The organism is Pseudomonas sp. NPDC085632 (genome assembly GCF_044541255.1).
Lineage (GTDB): Bacteria > Pseudomonadota > Gammaproteobacteria > Pseudomonadales > Pseudomonadaceae > Aquipseudomonas.
In genome coordinates this window covers 86498-105345 of sequence record NZ_JBITSX010000007.1, presented here as the reverse complement: position 1 = coordinate 105345, position 18848 = coordinate 86498, and the positions used below count along the sequence as shown (strand labels likewise).

Here is an 18848-nt window from a genome sequence, read left to right as displayed (position 1 = left end):
AAGTTGTTATTAGAGGAAGAAATCCAAGCGGAAGTAGATCGGTGCTTCACGCTCGGTCAGCGCATCGGGGCGTTCCAGGGAATGGGCAAACGTCACGCTGGCGGCGACATGCTGACCACGGGCAAACAGGTCCAGCGAGTTGCTCGACATGCGCCCGTGCTGATCGCCGTTGTAGCGACCGTTCTGGATCACACCCTGGTCGTAACCGAGGCTGGTGCCGTATTCGGAGAACACCGGTTGCAGCCACTCGACCGTCACCGGACGCGACCAGCGCAAATCGTTGCGCCAGTAACCACCGCTGTCGCCGGACAGCGACTGATCCTTGTAGCCTCGAATCGACGACGAGCCACCGAGACTGGTGCGCTGCGGGCTGAACAGCACATCTTCACTGCGCTGACCGGTCATCAGGCTGCTGAAGCTGAACGACTCGCCCCAGAGTTTGAATGGCTGCAAATAACTCAGCGTTGCGGTGTATTTGCGGTAGCGGGCATTCGGTTCACCCGGACCCGGATCATGACTACCCTGCGCATCGAAGGCACCGATGCCCTCTTGCATGCCGGCGTCAAAGTTGACGAAGGCACTGCCGACACGGCGACCGTGGTTGAAGCCGAACTGCGCTTCGCTGATGCGGTTGCTGCTCAGTTTGAGTTTGCTGTCTTCGATGAAGTTGTTGGTGCGCAGATACGACAGACCCGCGCTGAGCGAGGTCTTGCTGACGGCGTCGCGGTGGATCACCCGCTCGGCGCGCAACTGATGGTTTTCGCTGTCGCCAGTCTGTTTGAAGTTGTAGAGGTTGGCGGCGATTTGCGAGCGGTATTCGCTCTGGCTGTAGGTGTAGCTGAACGTCCACCAGCCCCACGGCAAGCTGTAATTGAGCATAGCGTTGTTGGAGGTGTGCTGATGATCCGTCATCGCATCGTGACCGCCGCGCAGGCTCAACTGATCGGCCAGACCGAGCGGGCTGTCCCAGTCAAACGTGGTGCCCCACTGCTGTTCGCCGGTGCTGCGCTGGCCGTCGTTGTTGCGCGACAGCCCGACTCGCCATGGTTTCTGCGGCGTGTTGGTGACCAGCACTGCACTGCCACCGACGTTCTGGCCGGGCGCCAGCTCCATTTTTGCCTGGTTCGAAGGCAGACGGTTGAGCTGATCAACCATTTGCTCGATCTCGCGCAGGTTGACCAGTTCACCGGTTTTGCCGGGAAAAGCCATGGCCAGTTCGCGCGCCGAGAGCTGGCTGTTTTCCGCGCCCTTCATGCCTTCGAGCTTGCCTTCGACCACCAGCACTTGCAGGTGTCCGGTGGACAGATCCTGCTGCGGCAGGTAGGCGCGGCTGGTGACCAGGCCTTTCTCGATGTAGTGATCGGTGATGACCTTGAGCAGCTCGTTGAGCTGAGGCACGCCCAGGCATTCGCCGATATAGGGTTTGAGCAGGCGGGTTTTATCGCGCTCGGAAAGGCTGTCGGCCCCCTTGAGTTCGATGTCTTTGATCGGGAAACAGCGGGTATCGGTGGGGGCTGCCGGTTGCGCCGGTTTGACGTCCTTGCCGGGCAGATCCTTGAGTTCTTCGAGGCGCCGCTGCTGCTCTTCGAGCAGGCGGTTCTGGCGATCACGGATAAGGTCGGTGTCGCCGGGTGTAGGGGCCGCAATGGCAATCTGGAGTGGAGACAGGCACAGCAAAGCTACGCACAACCTCGCCACGAGGGCGGGTGAGGACATGTTCGATCCCTCGAGACGAAAAGTGACATCAAAATAGTGGCGCGATATTAGATGGCCATCATTTTGACGTCAAACAATCGTTTCGACCGTTTGTCGGGTTTGTAACGAGGAATGTACAAATGGATTCGCTGGCGAGGTCCGAGCTCATTGAGCTGACGACAGCGGGTCACTCAGTTCAAGCAGCGCCGCCCCTCAGTGTTCAACGCCCAGTCGAGTCGCGACGTCTTCCGGAGCCAGCACGCGACCATCGGCCGCCGTCAACGCCAACTTGCGAATCGGCTGACGGTCCTTTGCATCAACCATCACTGAACCCGGTTCACCCGGTGCGTACATGAACTCGCCGCCCCACTGCGACAGCGCGACGATCACGGTCTGCAAGGCTTTGCCGCGCTCTGTCAGCACATATTCCTTATAGGCGCCACCGTCGGCGGCCGGCATCGCTTGCAGGATGCCCTGCTCGACCAGCCCCTTGAGTCGTGCGCTGAGCATGTTCTTGGCGATATCCAGACTCTTCTGAAAATCATTGAAACGGCGAATCCCGTCCAGCGCGTCACGGATGATCAGCAACGACCACCAGTCGCCGATCAGGTCCAGCGTCCGGGCGACCGGGCAGGCATTGCCCTGCAGGCTTTTGCGCTTCACTTGAACGTACTCCCTCGATTCATCAGTCGGCGATGCGGTTTTGGGTTGCATCATACAACTCTGGAGCTGATCCATGGCTGAACCGGCGCAAAACCAGCACCTGCATACAAGTAGCCGGATCGCTTTGCGCTGATAGTGAATGCCGCCATTTCGGCAGCGAACCCTGAAGCAGGAGTTTCCATGAGCACCTTCACCACGCAAGACGGTACCGAGATTTACTACAAGGATTGGGGCAGCGGTAAGCCCGTACTGTTCAGCCACGGCTGGCCGCTGGATGCCGACATGTGGGAATACCAGATGGAATACCTGAGCAGCCGTGGCTATCGCACGATTGCGTTCGATCGTCGCGGTTTCGGCCGGTCCGATCAACCGTGGACCGGTTATGACTACGACACTTTTGCCGATGACATCGCGCAACTGATCAACCATCTGGACCTGCGCGACGTGACACTGGTGGGCTTTTCCATGGGTGGCGGCGACGTCAGCCGCTACATCGCCCGACATGGCAGCGAGCGGGTTGCCGGGCTGGTGTTGTTGGGCGCGGTGACGCCACTGTTCGGCAAGAAAGCCGACTTCCCGCAGGGTGTCGACACCTCGGTGTTCGACGGCATCAAGGCAGGCCTGCTGCAGGATCGCGCGCAATTCATCGCCGATTTCGCTGCGCCGTTCTATGGCACCAACCAAGGCCAGAAAGTCTCTGACGGCGTGCTCACGCAAACCCTGAATGTCGCCCTGCTGGCGTCGCTCAAAGGCACGGTGGATTGCGTCACCGCATTCTCGGAAACCGACTTCCGCCCGGACATGGCGAAAATCGATGTACCGACGCTGGTGATCCATGGCGACGGCGACCAGATCGTGCCGTTCGAAACCACCGGCAAACAGGCTGCCGCACAAATCAAAGGCGCCGAGTTGAAGGTCTACGCAGGAGCGCCACATGGCTTTGCGGTGACCCATGCGCAGGCATTGAATGAGGATTTGCTAGCGTTTCTCAAACGCTGAAAATTCGAAATTAAAAAGTCCGTCGGCATCGGCTTGACGGACTTTTTTGTTACCCTCGTTCAATGACCCCTTCCGACCTCAACGAAATGGACGAAGACATCTCTCTGCAAGCTGCCGATTGGTGCATGCGTCTGCACGATGACAATTGTTCGCCGGCTGTACGCCAGGATTTCCAGCGCTGGTTACAGCGCGACTCGCGCCACGCTTTCGAATACGCAAAAATGCTCGAAATCTGGGATCTCAGCGGCCAATTGCCGGATGAACCCGAGACGGCAAAAAAACTCCTCACCGGTCATGGGGTAGCGCCTGAACGCAAGCGTGAAATTTAGCGGCCAGGTTTGCCCCTCCCTTCCCGCCTGCTGATCTGCAGCGCGCATTTTTAAAGGCTTTCGCCGCTCTGCATCAGAATTTTATCTTCACATCCCAGCTTAATAATATTTTACCGATATCCCCCCTCTCCCTAGTCTGACCTCAAGCCAAACGGACAAGCCAACAGCGGCCCGAATCCCACTGCCTTGCTAGGAAGGATGTAGAGATGACCCCTGAAATAATAAAAACAGACACGCTGATCGTGGGTGCCGGCCAAGCAGGCGTGGCCATGAGCGAGCACCTGAGCAAACTCGGCGTGCCGCACCTGGTGCTGGAGCGCAATCGCATTGCCGAACGCTGGCGCACCGGGCGCTGGGACTCGCTGGTAGCCAACGGCCCGGCGTGGCACGACCGCTTCCCGGGTCTGGAATTCGATGACGTCGATCCCGACGGTTTCGCCCCGAAAGAACGCGTAGCCGATTACTTCGAAGCCTATGCGAAGAAATTCAATGCACCGATCCGTACCGGCGTTGAGGTGAAAAGCGTGGTGCGCAATGTCGGTCGCCCGGGTTTCACCGTCGAGACATCCGAAGGTGTGATCGAAGCCAACCGCGTGGTCGCCGCGACTGGCCCGTTCCAGAAACCGGTGATCCCGGCGATTGCCCCGCAAGACGAACGTCTGCTGCAAATCCACTCCGCCGACTACCGTAACCCGCAGCAATTGCCGTCTGGCGCAGTGCTGGTAGTCGGTGCCGGTTCTTCCGGCGTGCAGATCGCCGATGAACTGCAACGCTCCGGCAAGCAGGTTTACCTGTCCGTCGGCGCCCACGACCGCCCGCCTCGCGCTTACCGCAACCGGGATTTCTGCTGGTGGCTGGGCGTGCTCGGCGAATGGGATCAGGCAGCGATGAAACCGGGGCGCGAGCACGTGACCATTGCAGTCAGCGGTGCCCATGGCGGTCGCACCATCGATTTCCGTGGTCTGGCCCATCGCGGCATGACCCTGGTCGGCGTCACCGAGTCGTTCAATAACGGCGTGGTGACCTTCAAGCAGGATCTGCTCGGTAACCTCACTCGTGGCGACGAAAACTACCTGGCACTGCTGGATGCTGCAGACGCCTACATCGAGCGCAACGGCCTCGATCTGCCGGAAGAACCGGAGGCGCGCGAAACCTATCCGGACCCTGAGTGCGTGAAAAATCCGCTGGCCGATCTGGATCTGACCAAGGCTGGCGTCACCTCGATTATCTGGGCCACCGGGTTTGCCGTGGATTATTCCTGGCTGCAAGTCGCGGCGTTCGACGACAAGGGCAAGCCTGTGCATCAGCGTGGGGTGTCGAGCGAACCGGGTGTGTATTTCCTCGGCCTGCCATGGCAGTCGCGCCGTGGCTCGTCGTTTATCTGGGGTGTGTGGCACGACGCCAAGCATGTTGCCGATCACATCGCCACCCAGCGCAAGTATCTGGACTACCGCGATGCCGAGCAGCGTGAAGCCGCACTGCATTCGAGCAACCACAACAAAGCCGCCGATACCGTCGACGCTTGATTGCCTTTTTTCGCGCCGGCGCCGATTGCGCCGGAGCACGCCATCTTCAGGAGTTTCACATGAGCCAGCCAACCCACACGCGCATCCGCATGTTCAACACCAAAGACACCTACCCGAACCAGACGCTGGACAACGACCTGTGCCAAGCCGTGCGCGCGGGCAACACGATTTATGTCCGTGGTCAGGTCGGCACTGATTTCGACGGCAATCTGGTGGGCCTGGGTGACCCGCGTGCGCAGGCCGAACAAGCGATGCGCAACGTCAAGCAACTGCTGGAAGAAGCCGGAAGCGACATGAGCCACATCGTCAAAACCACCACTTACTTGATCGACCCGCGTTATCGCGAGGCGGTGTACGGAGAAGTCGGCAAGTGGCTCAAAGGCGTGTTCCCGATCTCGACCGGTCTGGTGGTCTCGGCGCTGGGGCAGCCGCAGTGGCTGATGGAAATTGATGTGATTGCGGTGATTCCTGAGTAAGGCATCACACCGCGTTATGGCCATCGCTGGCAAGCCAGCTCCCACAGGTATCGGGTTGATCACAACATCTGGGCTTAACTCAAAACCCTGTGGGAGCTGGCTTGCCAGCGATGAGGCCCTCAAGGACAACATCTTCCTAGAAAGGAGTAAGTAGATGACCTTTTCAATCGCAGCCCGCTGCGCCGAAACCGGCCAGTTCGGTGTCGCCATCAGTTCCTCCAGCATCGCCGTCGGCGCGCGCTGCCCGTGGCTGCTGCCGGGTGTCGGCGCGGTGTCGAGCCAGAACATCACCCTGCCGTCCCTCGGCCCGGAAGTACTCGCGCTGATGGAGCAAGGCCTGGCCCCCGATGACGCGCTGGACAAAGTCCTGACCCGTAACGGCTACAGCCAGTACCGCCAGATCACCGCGATCAACCACCTTGGCCAGACTGCGCATTTCAGCGGTGCGCAAACCCTCGGCGTGCACAACGCCGTCACCGGTGAACAGTGCGTCGCCGCCGGCAACATGCTCGCCGGGCGTTCGGTCATCGAAGCGATGGTCCGCGCCTTTGAGGACGGCGAAGGTCAACTCGCCGACCGTCTGCTCAAAGCCCTGCACGCCGCACAAGCGCTCGGCGGTGAAGCCGGCCCGGTGCATTCGGCCGCTGTCGTGGTGGTCGGCGAGCAGACCTGGCCGATCGTCAACCTGCGTGTCGACTGGGCCGATGAAGACCCGATCGGCCAGTTGCAAAAGCTCTGGGATGCCTATGAGCCACAGCTTCAGGATTACATCGACCGCGCCCTCGATCCGGCCAAGGCACCGGGTTATGGCGTGGCCGGTGATGACCGATGAACAGCGTCGAGTTGCTCAAGGCGCTGGTGGCGTTCGATACCACCAGCCGTGAATCCAACTTGCAGTTGATCGAATTCGTCCGCGATTACCTCGAAGGTTTCGACGTGCCGTGCGCGCTGATCTACAACGACGAGCGCAGCAAAGCCAACCTGTTCGCCACGATCGGCCCGGTGGATCAACCGGGCATCGTGCTGTCCGGGCACACCGATGTGGTGCCGGTCGATGGCCAGCCGTGGACGCTGCCACCGTTCGAACTGACCGAGCGCGACGGCAAACTGTTCGGGCGCGGTACGGCGGACATGAAGGGCTACATCGGTTGCGTGCTGGCCCTGGTGCCGTCACTGGTCAAAACGCCGCTGCGCATGCCGGTGCACATTGCCTTGTCCTACGACGAAGAAGTCGGCTGCCTCGGCGTGCGCTCGTTGCTCAAAGTGTTGCAGCAGCGCCCGATCAAACCGTTGCTGTGCATCATCGGCGAGCCGACCGAACTGAAACCGGTGCTCGGCCACAAGGGCAAACTGGCGATGCGCTGCGATGTTCAGGGCCATCCGTGCCATTCGGCTTACGCGCCGCTCGGGGTCAACGCGATTGAGTACGCCGCCGAACTGATCGGCGAACTGGGTCGGCTCGGCCAGCAGTTGAAAGCGCCGGAGCATCACGATGCGCGTTTCGATCCGCCCTACAGCACGGTGCAAACCGGCGTGATCAGCGGCGGCAAGGCCTTGAACATCGTGCCTGCCGATTGCCGTTTCGATTTCGAGATTCGCGCCCTGCCCTCGCAGGATCCGGCCCTCGTCGCCGAAGCACTGAAAGCCTACGCCGAACGCGAAGTGTTGCCGCGTATGCGAGCGGTCAATGCGCAGAGTGATATCCGCTTCAGCGCCTTGTCGGCGTATCCGGGGTTGGCCACCGATGCGCAAAGCCAGGCGGCGGAATTGATTTCAGCGTTCTGCGGCTCAAAGGATTTCGGCACTGTAGCGTTTGGTACCGAAGGTGGACTGTTTGATGCGATGGGGATTCCCACGGTGGTCTGCGGTCCCGGGAGCATGGATCAGGGTCACAAACCCGACGAGTTTGTCAGCCTCGATCAAATGCAGGCGTGCGATGCCATGCTGCAACGGATGCTGTCCTTTATCAGCCTCTGAACAACGGCTCGACGGTACTTACGGGTGCAGCCGGGCCAACTCCTCGCGGCAATGATCGACAAACAACTGGACCGGTTTGGTCAGTTGCACCCGACGCAGCCAGGCCGCTGATAATCCCGAACCGGTGACGTCTTCCGCCAGCGGCACACAGACGACTTGCTGACCGTCGTAGGTGTAGTCGCTGAACGGTTTGGTCACCAGAATCGAGAAGCCGAAACCGTTGCCGACCATGCCGCGCACCATCTCGATCGACGGTGAGCTGAAGACGATATTCGGCGTCAGGCCACGCTCTTCGAAGATGCTCACGAAATAGGTGCGGCTCGGCACCACGTCGAGCAGGATCATCGGCTCCAGCACCAGATCATGCAGCGAGACCCTGGCCTGTTGCGCGAAGCGATGGCTGGCCGGCAGCAACGCATAAGGCTGTTGCGGTGGCATCAGAGGCGCGGTTTCGATGGTGCTGTCCAGATCGTGTTCGAACAGCATCGCCACGTCGATGCTGCCGGCGGTCAGGGCCTGCACCAGTTCTTGTTGCTCGCCATCACGAATGCGGATTTCCACCCCGGGCCAGCGTGCCTTGAACCCGGCGATCAGGCGCGGCAGATAGAGCGGCGCGACGGTTTCGAAACAGCCGATATCGATCTGCCCGGCGACCACATCATTGTCGGCCAGAGCGTTCTGCTCAAACTCATGAGCCACCCGCAGCAGCTCCAGCGCCTTGCGATAAAAGCGCGAGCCACTGGGTGTCAGCGACACGCCTTGAGCGTGGTGGCGGATGAACAGCTGCACACCGAAGCTTTCTTCCAGATGCTTGATCGCCGTGGAAACCGAGGGTTGCGCGATGTAGAGCTTGCGCGACGCCTCGGCGACGCTGCCGCAGTCGGCGGTGGTGACGAAGTATTTGAGCTGGCGCAGGTTGTAGGCAGCCATGTAAACCTCCCGAAGAGCGCTGATATTCGCCCTGTTTCCCTGGCGCACGATCAAGGTTGAACATACCGGACGAGCCCGTGCGCGTGAGCATATTTTTTTTAAGGTCTGAAGCAACAAACTTACTAATTTATCTATCCCGACGCTTTGCACATGATCACTTCAACAAGAAATGCGCCGCCCGTGCCGGCGCTTGCCGAAGTACGTCCACGTACTCATCCTTGCCTTGGAGTTCGTCATGGCTACCCCTGCAGCATCCTCCGCTCCGCTGATTGAAAAACACACGATAGGATACGTGCCCCCCGAAGATCGCCACGGAAAGGTCAGGGATCTGTTTACGCTCTGGTTCGGCGGCAACATCGCGCCGCTGCCCATCGTCACCGGTGCGCTGGGCGTGCAGTTGTTTCACTTGAATCTGGTCTGGGGCATCGTCGCGATTCTGGTCGGCCATCTGGTCGGTGGCGTGCTGATGGCGCTGCACTCGGCGCAAGGCCCGCAGATGGGCATTCCGCAGATGATCCAGAGCCGCGCGCAGTTCGGCTCTCTCGGCGCATTGTTGGTGGTGTTGATTGCCGGCGTCATGTACATCGGGTTCTTCGCTTCCAATATCGTGCTGGCCGGCAAGTCGTTACACGGCGTGGTCGACAGCGTTCCGGTGCCGGTCGGCATCGTCATTGGCGCCGTCGGTTCGGGGATTATCGGCATCATCGGCTACCGTTTTATCCACGTGCTCAACCGCATCGGCACCTGGGTGCTGGGGATCGGCATCGTCGTCGGTTTCGGCTACATCTTCACCCACATTCAGACTGACGACTTCCTCACCCGTGGCAACTTCAACCTCTCCGGTTGGCTGGCCACCGTGTCGCTCGCCGCGTTGTGGCAGATCGCGTTTGCGCCTTACGTGTCTGATTATTCGCGTTACTTGCCGGCCGACGTGAAAGTCTCGTCGACGTTCTGGACGACCTATCTGGGTTCGGCGCTCGGTTCGAGCCTGGCGTTCATTTTCGGCGCCGTTGCCGTGCTTGCCACACCGGTTGGCATGGACACCATGGATGCCGTGAAAATGGCCACCGGCTCGATCGGCCCGCTGATGCTGGTGCTGTTCCTGCTCAGCGTGATCAGCCACAACGCTCTCAATTTGTACGGTGCGGTGTTGTCACTGATCACCCTGGTGCAAACCTTCGCCTACCGCTGGATCCCCACCGCCAAGAGCCGCGCAGTGATCTCGATCATCGTCTTGCTGGCCTGCTGCTTTGCCGCTGTCGGCGCCTCGAAAGACTTCATCGGCCACTTCGTCGACATGGTGCTGGTACTGCTGGTGGTGCTGGTGCCGTGGACGGCGATCAACCTGATCGACTTCTACGCCATCCACAAAGGCCAGTACGACATCCAGTCGATCTTCCAGGTCGACGGCGGCATCTACGGCCGCTACAACCCGCAGGCATTGCTGGCTTACGCGATCGGCATCGCCGTGCAGATCCCGTTCATGAACACGCCGCTGTACGTCGGCCCGGTGTCGGCACATATCAATGGTGCGGATTTGTCGTGGCTGGTGGGACTGCTGGTGACTTCGCCGTTGTATTTCTGGCTGGCTAACCGCGACACGTCTTATCGTCGGCGGATGATGGGCGGGAAACTGGCGAGTAGTCTGTGAGATTGATTTGATGAAAAACCAAGGCCCGCTTAGTGCGGGCCTTCTTTATTTCGGTATGGTATTTCTTCAAGCCTGAAGACTCTGAGGAAAGGGACATCCAATGCTGCGAATACTCGGTAAAGCCTCATCGATCAACGTGCGCAAAGTGCTGTGGACTTGCGCTGAATTGCGCATTCCTTTCGAGCGTGAAGACTGGGGATCGGGGTTCAGATCGACGAACGATTCGGAGTTTCTCGCGCTCAATCCCTGTGCCATGGTGCCGGTGATTCAGGAAGGTGATTTCACCTTGTGGGAATCGAACACGATCATTCGTTATCTGGTCTCGCGATACGACGGCACGCAGCTTTATCCGACGGAGCCGATGGCGCGGGCGCGGATTGATCAGTGGATCGACTGGCAAGCGTCGGAGCTGAATCGCTCGTGGTCGTACGCCTTCATGTCGCTGGCGCGCCAGTCGCCCGACTATCAGGATAATGCCGCGCTGGCGAACGGCATTGAGCAATGGTCGAAGAACATGGCCATCCTCGACCGACAACTGGAGAAGACCGGCGCCTACGTCAGCGGCGAACAGTTTTCCCTGGCGGACATTCCCATCGGGCTGTCGGTGAACCGCTGGTTCGAAACGCCACTGGCTCACCCGGATTTTGCCGCAGTGAAAGCCTATTACGAACGTTTGAGCCAGCGCCCAGGCTACTTGCTGCACGGTCGCAACGGCACGCCGTGATCGCGGTTATTTGCTTTTGAACGCCTCACGCCGCGCCTGTCGTTCGGCGGCGTAGGCTGCTTGTGGCTGGCTGATCAAATCTTGCCGACGCAACGGTTCACCGCAGTGCTCGCACAGCGGCCCGAGACCGGCGCTGTGGTTGCAGTTTTTGTGGGTCATGTTCACCGCCAGCCCCTCCTCCGGTGCCTTGCACCAGGTCTCTCCCCACGCCCGCAGCGCAATGATTACCGGGTAGAACGCCTCGCCTTTCGCGGTGAGGTGGTACTCGTAGCGTTTCGGTCGCTCGTTGTACAAGCGTCGTTCGACCAGCCGATCCGCTTCCAGACATTTCAGCCGCGCGGCGACCATTTGCGGCGTACCGCCGGTCTGCGCCTGGATCTCGTCATAGCGATGATTGGCCATGAACAACTCGCGCAAAACCAGCACGGTCCAGCGGTCGCCGACGATCGTCTCGGCCCGGGAGATCGGGCACAGCGTGTCAGGAAGACTATCGTTTACTGCCATCAGGGCTTGCCTCTTTTACAGTTACTATGATTATCATATCTACGCGATGCCGGGACAAGCCCTGTGCACCGATAATCCCATTGCCGGAGCAAGCCGCCATGTCGAATACCCTCTATCCACCGGACAGAACCGCCTACCTGCTGGTCGATCCGTACAACGATTTTCTGTCGGACGGCGGCAAGATTTTCCCTCTGATCAAACCCATGGCCGAACAGAACGGCCTGCTCGACAACCTGCGCAAACTCGACAGCACCGTGCGCGAACTGAAAATTCCGGTGGTCATCGTACCCCATCACCGCTGGGAAAAAGGCGACTACGAAACCTGGGATCACCCGACCCCGACGCAATGCAAAATCATGCACATGCATCATTTTGCCAGGGGCGAATGGGGCGGCGAATGGCACCCGGATTTTGCGCCGAAGGACGGCGATATCGTGGTTCAGGAACACTGGGGTTCCAGTGGTTTCGCCAACACCGACCTGGATTTTCGCCTGAAGCAGCAAGGCGTCACCCACGTGATCATCGTCGGCCTGCTGGCCAACACCTGCATCGAAGCCACCGCGCGCTATGCCGCGGAACTGGGCTACCACGTCACTCTGGTCCGCGATGCGACAGCAGCCTTCAAAGCGGAAATGATGCACGCCGCCCACGAACTCAACGGCCCGACATTCGCTCACGTCATTGCCAGCACGGACGAACTGATTGCCCGCCTCAAATCCCAGGGTGAATCGAAATGAGCCCGACCGGCCATTTGCTGATCGGCGCGGCGGATGTCGCCGCCACCGAAGGCACGATGAAAGCGCTGAACCCGGCCACCGATCAACTGATAGAACCCGACTTCGCTTTCGGCGGTGCGGCACAGGTTGATCAGGCAGTCACTCTCGCCGACGCGGCGTTCGACCGCTACAGCCACACCTCGCTGGCCGAACGCGCGGCGTTTCTCGAGAGCATCGCTGACAATCTCGATGAAGTACGCAGCGAACTGGCGGCACGCGCGGCACTGGAAACCGGGCTGCCCGAAGCGCAGTTTGAGGGCGAAGCGTTGAGAGCAGCGACCCAGTTCCGCCAGTTCGCCGATGTGGTACGCCGGGGTCGCTTCCTGCAACTGGCGATCGACCCGGCGCAACCCGAGCGTCAGCCGCGCCCACGGATGGATCATCGCCTGCAAAAAATCGCCATCGGCCCGGTGGCGATTTTTGGCGCGAGCAACTTCCCGATCTCCTACTCAGTGGCGGGCGGCGATACCGCGTCGGCACTGGCGGCCGGGGCGCCGGTGATTCTCAAGGCACACAACGCGCATCCCGGCGCTTCGGAACAGGGCCGCGCCATTCGCAAAGCCGTGCAGGCGCAGGGTTTGCCCGAAGGTGTTTTCTCGATGGTGCGTGGCAGCGGCAATGCCATTGGCGAAGCGCTGGTCGATCATCCGTTGATCAAGGCTGTGACCTTCACCGGCTCCGAACCAGGTGGCATGGCGCTCTACCGCCGCGCGCAATTGCGCCCCGAGCCGATCCCGGTGTTCACCGAAATGACCAGCGTCAACCCGACCTTCATCCTGCCCGAGGCACTGGTGGCTCGCGGCGCCGAAATCGGCGACGGCTTTATCGAACGGATGCTGGTCAACGTCGGCCAGGCCTGTTTGTGTCCGTCGATCCTGATCGCCATCCGCGGTGCGGGGTTTGATGAGCTGCGCAACGCCATGCGTAAACGGGTCAGCGCGGCACCGGCGCGGACAATGCTGACGCCGGGCATTCATGGCGCCTACGTCGAGGGTCTGATGGCGATGGAAGGTGCCGGCGCGCAGGTGATCGCGACAGGCACGCCGGCCGATGCCACGTTCGCCGGACGTGCTGCGTTGCTGGAAGTCGAGGGACACCAATTGCTCAGCGAACCGGGGTTGGCCCACGAAGTGTTTGGCCCGTCGGCACTGTTGGTATCGGTCAGTGATGAAGTCGAGCTGCTGGCCGTCGCCCGTTCGTTCAAGGGACAGCTCAGCGCGGCGATTCACCTTGAAAGTGTCGATCTGGGATTGGCGCGGCGCCTGCTGCCGATTCTCGAACGCCGCACTGGACGCATCGTGGTCAACGCCTTCGCGCATCCACAGGAAGTGACCTTTGCTACGGTGCACGGCGGCCCTTTTCCGGCTACATCGGACAGCCGCTTCACTTCGGTCGGCATGACTTCGATTGAGCGCTTCTTGCGACCCGTGGCTTATCAGGGTTTTCCGGATGAGTTACTGCCAGAAGTGTTGCGCGAAGGTAATCCGCTGAACGTGCCACGCAGTATCGACGGGGCCTTTTGACAAGCAAAAAAATGCCGGCCTCTTGTTCAAGAGCCCGGCATTTTTTATTGCAAAATCAATCAGGCCGGCACACCCAGAATGATGTGCGAAGCCTTGATCACTGCCGTCGCGCTAACACCCTTGGCCAGGCCCAGTTCGGCAACGGCATCGCGCGTCACGATCGAGTAAACCTTCGAACCGCCGGCCAGCTCGATGACCACTTCGGCGTTGACCGCGCCATCGGTCACGCTCAGCACTTTACCTTCCAGGCAGTTGCGCGCCGACAGGCGAATGTCGCTGGATTCGGTCATCAGCATGACCCATGGCGCCTTGACCAGCGCGACGGCTTCTTTGCCGACGGCGATGCCGAGGTTTTTGATGCTTTCCATGGTCACGACCGCCACCAGTTGCTCACCGCCAGCCAGGGTCAAAACCACCTCGGCGTTGACCGCGCCGGCCTGAACCTGACTGACCTGACCTTTGAATACGTTGCGTGCGCTGACTTTCATGCTGGACGTCCTTTTTTTGACTTTAGAGTTAGGAAACGGCGTGCATCATCAAAGTTGACGCTATATAAAAACAACTACAGCGCTGCGCCCGGTTGTCACGCCTGCACGTAAACCCATGCGTCGACTCCAGACTTTAGCAGCACGCTGATGAGTTAAATGAGCAAGTCTTCGTAAAAGGCGCCAAACGGCCGCGACGGATGGGCGATCTGGATTTCCAGAATCCACACGCCGGCATTCGGTGCCTGTTCGAAATCGCCCAGATCGCCGCCGCGATGGATCGCATGCGGGAAATCGCTGACTCGGTGACCCTTGATGTTCAGGTTCAGCACCCAGCCCATCGCCTCGGCCTGATCACTGGCGTAGCGATAAAGCTCCACCCCGGAAACACCCTGGCGCCAGAAGGCTTCAACTCTGTCGAACAGTTCTTTCAAGGCCGCCGCGCAAGCGATCATTTCCGGGTCGGATCCGGTGGTGAACGTCGCGCCCGCATCACCTTCATGGCCCTGCCAGACCACACCCATGTCGATGAAGAAAATATCCTCTTCACCCAGCACCGGATCGCCATCGGAACGCTGTTTGAAGGTCTTCAGCGTGTTGGCGCCGAAGCGGATCAGCAGCGGATGCCAGATGCGGTCCATGCCCAGTTCGGCGAGGATTGCCTTGCCCCGGGCCGTCGCTTCGGATTCGAGCATGCCCGGTTTGATCACGGCGGCGATGGCGTCGACGGCTTTCCAGGTCAACTGTTGCGCGTGGCGCATGGTTTCCAGCACAAAACGTTCGCCGACGGCTTCTTTACCGCTCAGGGCTGTGGTCATTTCCAGATTCCTCATGGCTACGCTGTATAGTTTTTTATATTGCGAAACGCCGACCAAGATACAGTCATGACACAAAGTGTCAATTACTCTTCTGCACGCACCACCCCGCGCTCTTCCAGCAAGCGCACAAACATGCTCAAACTGCGCGACACCGTGCCCCGCCGCCACACCAGCCAAGTGGTCAGGTAGCGAAAATCCGCCGCCAATGGCCAAACGCTGACGGTCGCACTGCCGGGCATGCTCTGCAGCATTTTGCGCGGCATCAAGGCCAACCCGGCACCCGCACTGACACAGGCGAGCATGCCGTGATAGGACTCCATTTCAAAGATCTTGCCCGGCACCGCCGCGTCGGTGCTAAACCACTTTTCGAAGTGGTGACGGTAGGAACAGTTGGAGCGAAAGGCGTAGATATTCTCGCCATTCACATCCGCCGCGCGCTTGACCGGGGCGTGATTGAGCGGCGCGATGATGACCATCTCTTCTTCGAACGCCGGCACGCCTTCCAGCGCTGGATGCAGCACCGGGCCGTCGACAAACGCTGCAGCCAGACGCCCGGACAGCACGCCGTCGATCATCGTCCCGGACGGCCCGGTGGACAGGTCGAGATCGACTTTCGGGTGCAGTTGGTTATACGCCGCGAGCAACTCGGGAATGCGCACCGCTGCTGTGCTTTCCAGCGAACCCAAGGGAAATGCGCCTTGCGGTTCTTCGCCCGCCACCGTCGCCCGGGCCTCCTGCACCAGATCGAGAATCCGCCGCGCGTATTCGAGAAAACTCCACCCCGCCGGTGACAAGCGCAGACGGCTTTTCTCGCGGATAAACAGATCGACGCCCAGATCCTGCTCAAGCTGCTTGATCCGCGTGGTGAGGTTCGACGGCACGCGATGAATCTGCGCGGCGGCGGCGCTGATGCTGCCGTGCTCGGCAACCGCTTTGAAGATTTCCAGCTGCACCAGATCCACAGTCATTCTCCAATCGTGAAAGAAACGATCTTTATTATTCAGTTTCCAGAAAACAAACACCACCCTACTCTAGGCTCATCCGACGAACATGCAGGACGACGCCATGAGCCAGATTTCCAGCCAGACCCACGCCATCTCGATCAATCCCGCCAACGGCGAGCAGATCGGCCACTACGCATTTGAATCCGCTGCTGCCCTCGACGCCGCACTGACCCGCGCAGCTTTCGGCTTCGGCAAATGGAAGCGCAAGCCGCTGCAGGATCGTTCGCGCTTGTTGACCGCGCTGGCCGCTGCGCTGCGTGAAACCAGCGATGCCATGGCGACGATGATCACTCAGGAAATGGGCAAGCCCATTGCTCAGGCCCGTGGCGAAATCGAGAAATGCGCGAAGCTCTGTGAGTGGTACGCCGAACACGGTCCGGCCATGCTCGACGCTGAACCGACTCAGGTTGAAGGTGGCAAGGCGCGTATCGAATACCGTCCGCTCGGCCCGATTCTCGCGGTGATGCCGTGGAACTTCCCGATCTGGCAAGTGCTGCGCGGTGCAGTTCCAGCGCTGATCGCCGGCAACACTTACGTGCTCAAGCACGCGCCGAACGTGATGGGCAGCGCCTATCTGCTGCGCGACGCCTTCACCCGCGCCGGTTTCGCCGAGGGCGTTTTTGAAGTGATCAACGTCACGCCTGAAGGCGTTTCCACCGCCATCGCCGACCCGCGCATTGCCGCCGTGACCCTGACCGGTAGCGTGCGTGCCGGTATGGCAATCGGTGCTCAGGCCGGTGCAGCGCTGAAGAAATGCGTGCTGGAACTGGGTGGTTCCGATCCGTTCATCGTGCTCAACGACGCCGATCTGGATGAAGCGGTGCAAGCGGCGGTCATCGGTCGCTACCAGAACTCCGGCCAGGTTTGCGCCGCCGCAAAACGCTTGATCATCGAAGAAGGCGTGGTCGAGGAATTTACCCGCAAGTTCGTCGAGGCTACGCGTAAGTTAAAGGTCGGTGATCCATTGTCCGCCGAGACCTACATCGGCCCGATGGCGCGTTTCGATCTGCGTGATGAGCTCGACCAGCAAGTGCGCGACACCCTGGAAGAAGGCGCCACCCTGCTGCTCGGCGGCGGCAAGTCCGAAGGCCCGGGCAACTACTACGAGCCGACCGTGCTGGCCGATGTCACCGACCGCATGACCTCGTTCAAACAGGAACTGTTCGGCCCGGTCGCGTCGATCATCACCGCCCGCGATTGCGCCCACGCCGTGGCCTTGGCCAACGACAGCGAGTTCGGCCTGACCGCTACGATCTACACCGCCAACGTGGCCCTCGCCCAGCAACTGACCAGCGAACTGGAGACTGGCGGCGTGTTCATCAACGGCTACTCGGCCAGTGATCCGCGCGTGACTTTTGGTGGCGTGAAGAAAAGCGGTTTCGGCCGTGAACTGTCGCACTTCGGCGTGCGCGAGTTCTGCAACGCACAAACCGTGTGGCTGGATCGTAAATAATCCAGACACCTGAAAAACCTGTGGTAGCGAGCTTGCTCGCGAAGGCGGTCAGTCAGGCAGCTTAATTGCCACTGACCCACCGCTTTCGCGAGAAGATTCGCTCCCACAATCGGCTGCTTACAAATACTTCAGCCAGGCGATGTCACGGCGACGGGCCTTCAACGCCGAGAACCAGCGCACGGCCGGGAACAGCCCGATCGCCAGAATGACCGCCGCCAGCCAGATCGCCGCCACGGAAGAGAAACCGAAATAGCTACCCTGATTCAGCCCGAACAGGGCCACGCCAATCAGGTACAACACCTTCAACGCGTACAGGTGCAGCAGATAGAAAAACATCGGCGCCGAACCGAACACGGTCAAAACGCGAATCCAGCGACGATCCTGTACACGCTCGAACAGCAGCAGCAACAACAGCCCGGCGCTCACGGTCAGCGCGATAAACAGCAGCGACGGTGGATACTTGGTGATATTGAAAAAACTCATCAAGGTTTGCACCGACGTGTCGCCCACGGCCCACGGTTTCTCGCCATAACCATTGATCAGCCGCAACCCGACAAAGCCAAGCAGCCCGGCGCTACCCGCGATCAGCAGTTGCCACTGACGCAAACCCGCTTTAACGCCGCGAGCAAACCACGGCCCCAGCGCATAACCCAGACCGATCACACCGATCCACGGCAACAACGGATACGAGGTGCGCAGACGCAGAGTGTCGCTGACGTCGATCCAGCCGCGATCATGCAAAATCGCCCACGGTACATGCAGCACCGACTCCACGGGGAAATGCACCGCGTCGAGCAGGTTGTGTCCGCCGATGATCATCAGGCTCAACGTCAGCAACAGCCAGCGCGGCACCCAGACCAGCAGCGACAAGGCGATCATGCTCAAGCCGATGGCCCAGATGACTTGCAGATAAATCACGCTCGGCGGCAACTGGAACGTCCATGCGAAGTTCACCAACGTGAACTCCAGTACCACCAGAAACAGACCACGCTTGAACAGAAAGGCGCTGACATCAGACTTGCCCGCGTACTTTTCACCGAACAACCACGCCGACAATCCGGTCAGCAATACGAACACCGGCGCGCATAGATGCGCCAGAGTGCGACTGAAAAACAGCGCCGGCTCGGTGCTGGCAATGTCCATCGGGTCACTGACCTGACGATGCAGCAAGAAGGTTTCACGCACGTGGTCCAACAGCATGAACAGAATCACCAAGCCTCTGAGCGCGTCAATGGACAGCAGCCGGCCAGTGGTCAACGGGGCAGAACGAGGAAGCACAATCGTCATGAGCGTTTCGCAATCGAAGGAAAAACAA

Annotated in this window: 19 protein-coding genes; 11 read left to right on the top strand and 8 right to left on the bottom strand. The window is 60.1% G+C overall.

Annotated elements, in window-relative coordinates:
* Positions 1–9: 9 nt before the first annotated feature.
* Together ACIF4X_RS08430 and ACIF4X_RS08425 are read right to left on the bottom strand one after the other, a co-directional pair.
* Positions 10–1716 carry a ShlB/FhaC/HecB family hemolysin secretion/activation protein gene (locus ACIF4X_RS08430; RefSeq protein WP_397481749.1) on the bottom strand — a complete coding sequence of 569 codons (1707 nt, stop codon included), beginning with the start codon at positions 1714–1716 and terminating at the stop codon, positions 10–12.
* Between the two features lie 192 nt (positions 1717–1908).
* Complete coding sequence (locus ACIF4X_RS08425; protein WP_397481748.1) at positions 1909–2358, bottom strand: winged helix-turn-helix transcriptional regulator; 450 nt, start codon at positions 2356–2358, stop codon at positions 1909–1911.
* 180 nt (positions 2359–2538) lie between these two features.
* On the opposite strand from ACIF4X_RS08425, the gene ACIF4X_RS08420 reads away from it, so the two are divergent.
* The 6 genes from ACIF4X_RS08420 to argE all read left to right on the top strand — a co-directional run bounded on the left by ACIF4X_RS08420 (position 2539) and on the right by argE (position 7665).
* A complete protein-coding gene (locus ACIF4X_RS08420; protein ID WP_397481747.1) occupies positions 2539–3357 on the top strand; it encodes an alpha/beta fold hydrolase in 819 nt (272 codons plus the stop codon).
* A gap of 62 nt (positions 3358–3419) precedes the next feature.
* Positions 3420–3686 carry a FecR/PupR family sigma factor regulator gene (locus tag ACIF4X_RS08415; protein WP_397481746.1) on the top strand — a complete coding sequence of 89 codons (267 nt, stop codon included), beginning with the start codon at positions 3420–3422 and terminating at the stop codon, positions 3684–3686.
* A gap of 206 nt (positions 3687–3892) precedes the next feature.
* On the top strand, positions 3893–5212 hold the full coding sequence (locus ACIF4X_RS08410) for a flavin-containing monooxygenase (protein WP_397481745.1): 1320 nt from the start codon (positions 3893–3895) through the stop codon (positions 5210–5212).
* Positions 5213–5271: 59 nt separating this feature from the next.
* Positions 5272–5688: a RidA family protein gene (locus ACIF4X_RS08405; protein ID WP_038367990.1), complete on the top strand. Its 417-nt coding sequence runs from the start codon at positions 5272–5274 to the stop codon at positions 5686–5688.
* Between the two features lie 154 nt (positions 5689–5842).
* Entirely contained in the window at positions 5843–6520 is a 678-nt protein-coding gene (locus ACIF4X_RS08400) for a DUF1028 domain-containing protein (RefSeq protein WP_397481744.1), read from the top strand.
* Positions 6517–7665 carry an acetylornithine deacetylase gene (gene argE, locus ACIF4X_RS08395; RefSeq protein ID WP_397481743.1) on the top strand — a complete coding sequence of 383 codons (1149 nt, stop codon included), beginning with the start codon at positions 6517–6519 and terminating at the stop codon, positions 7663–7665. Before ACIF4X_RS08400 ends, argE begins: the two co-directional genes overlap by 4 nt.
* A gap of 18 nt (positions 7666–7683) precedes the next feature.
* On the opposite strand, the gene ACIF4X_RS08390 is transcribed toward argE, so the two are convergent.
* Positions 7684–8595 carry a LysR family transcriptional regulator gene (locus ACIF4X_RS08390; protein WP_397481742.1) on the bottom strand — a complete coding sequence of 304 codons (912 nt, stop codon included), beginning with the start codon at positions 8593–8595 and terminating at the stop codon, positions 7684–7686.
* Between the two features lie 235 nt (positions 8596–8830).
* Here ACIF4X_RS08390 and ACIF4X_RS08385 point away from each other — a divergent pair, with 235 nt between their 5' ends.
* Together ACIF4X_RS08385 and ACIF4X_RS08380 are read left to right on the top strand one after the other, a co-directional pair.
* Positions 8831–10246, top strand: coding sequence for a purine-cytosine permease family protein (locus ACIF4X_RS08385; RefSeq protein ID WP_397481741.1), 1416 nt, complete (start codon positions 8831–8833; stop codon positions 10244–10246).
* Positions 10247–10346: 100 nt separating this feature from the next.
* On the top strand, positions 10347–10970 hold the full coding sequence (locus ACIF4X_RS08380) for a glutathione S-transferase family protein (RefSeq protein ID WP_397481740.1): 624 nt from the start codon (positions 10347–10349) through the stop codon (positions 10968–10970).
* A 6-nt stretch (positions 10971–10976) separates the two neighbouring features.
* Here the strand turns inward: ACIF4X_RS08380 and ACIF4X_RS08375 are convergent, their stop codons facing one another.
* The gene (locus ACIF4X_RS08375; protein WP_397481739.1) at positions 10977–11474 is read right to left on the bottom strand and encodes a winged helix-turn-helix transcriptional regulator; all 498 of its coding nucleotides are present in this window, start codon (positions 11472–11474) and stop codon (positions 10977–10979) included.
* A 98-nt stretch (positions 11475–11572) separates the two neighbouring features.
* Here ACIF4X_RS08375 and ACIF4X_RS08370 point away from each other — a divergent pair, with 98 nt between their 5' ends.
* Both ACIF4X_RS08370 and ACIF4X_RS08365 read left to right on the top strand, forming a co-directional pair.
* Positions 11573–12211: an isochorismatase family cysteine hydrolase gene (locus tag ACIF4X_RS08370; protein WP_397481738.1), complete on the top strand. Its 639-nt coding sequence runs from the start codon at positions 11573–11575 to the stop codon at positions 12209–12211.
* A complete protein-coding gene (locus tag ACIF4X_RS08365) occupies positions 12208–13773 on the top strand; it encodes an aldehyde dehydrogenase (NADP(+)) (protein WP_397481737.1) in 1566 nt (521 codons plus the stop codon). The genes ACIF4X_RS08370 and ACIF4X_RS08365 overlap by 4 nt, the downstream gene beginning before the upstream one ends.
* A 59-nt stretch (positions 13774–13832) precedes the next feature.
* Here ACIF4X_RS08365 and ACIF4X_RS08360 read toward each other — a convergent pair whose 3' ends face one another.
* The 3 genes from ACIF4X_RS08360 to ACIF4X_RS08350 form a co-directional block, all read right to left on the bottom strand.
* Entirely contained in the window at positions 13833–14261 is a 429-nt protein-coding gene (locus tag ACIF4X_RS08360) for a molybdopterin-binding protein (protein WP_025111546.1), read from the bottom strand.
* Positions 14262–14413: 152 nt separating this feature from the next.
* Positions 14414–15076, bottom strand: coding sequence for a M24 family metallopeptidase (locus ACIF4X_RS08355; RefSeq protein WP_397481736.1), 663 nt, complete (start codon positions 15074–15076; stop codon positions 14414–14416).
* Between the two features lie 83 nt (positions 15077–15159).
* Complete coding sequence (locus ACIF4X_RS08350) at positions 15160–16038, bottom strand: LysR family transcriptional regulator (protein WP_397481793.1); 879 nt, start codon at positions 16036–16038, stop codon at positions 15160–15162.
* Positions 16039–16141: 103 nt separating this feature from the next.
* Here ACIF4X_RS08350 and ACIF4X_RS08345 point away from each other — a divergent pair, with 103 nt between their 5' ends.
* On the top strand, positions 16142–17533 hold the full coding sequence (locus ACIF4X_RS08345) for an aldehyde dehydrogenase family protein (protein WP_397481735.1): 1392 nt from the start codon (positions 16142–16144) through the stop codon (positions 17531–17533).
* A gap of 117 nt (positions 17534–17650) precedes the next feature.
* Here ACIF4X_RS08345 and ACIF4X_RS08340 read toward each other — a convergent pair whose 3' ends face one another.
* Entirely contained in the window at positions 17651–18820 is a 1170-nt protein-coding gene (locus ACIF4X_RS08340) for a DUF1624 domain-containing protein (RefSeq protein WP_397481734.1), read from the bottom strand.
* Positions 18821–18848: the final 28 nt, after the last annotated feature.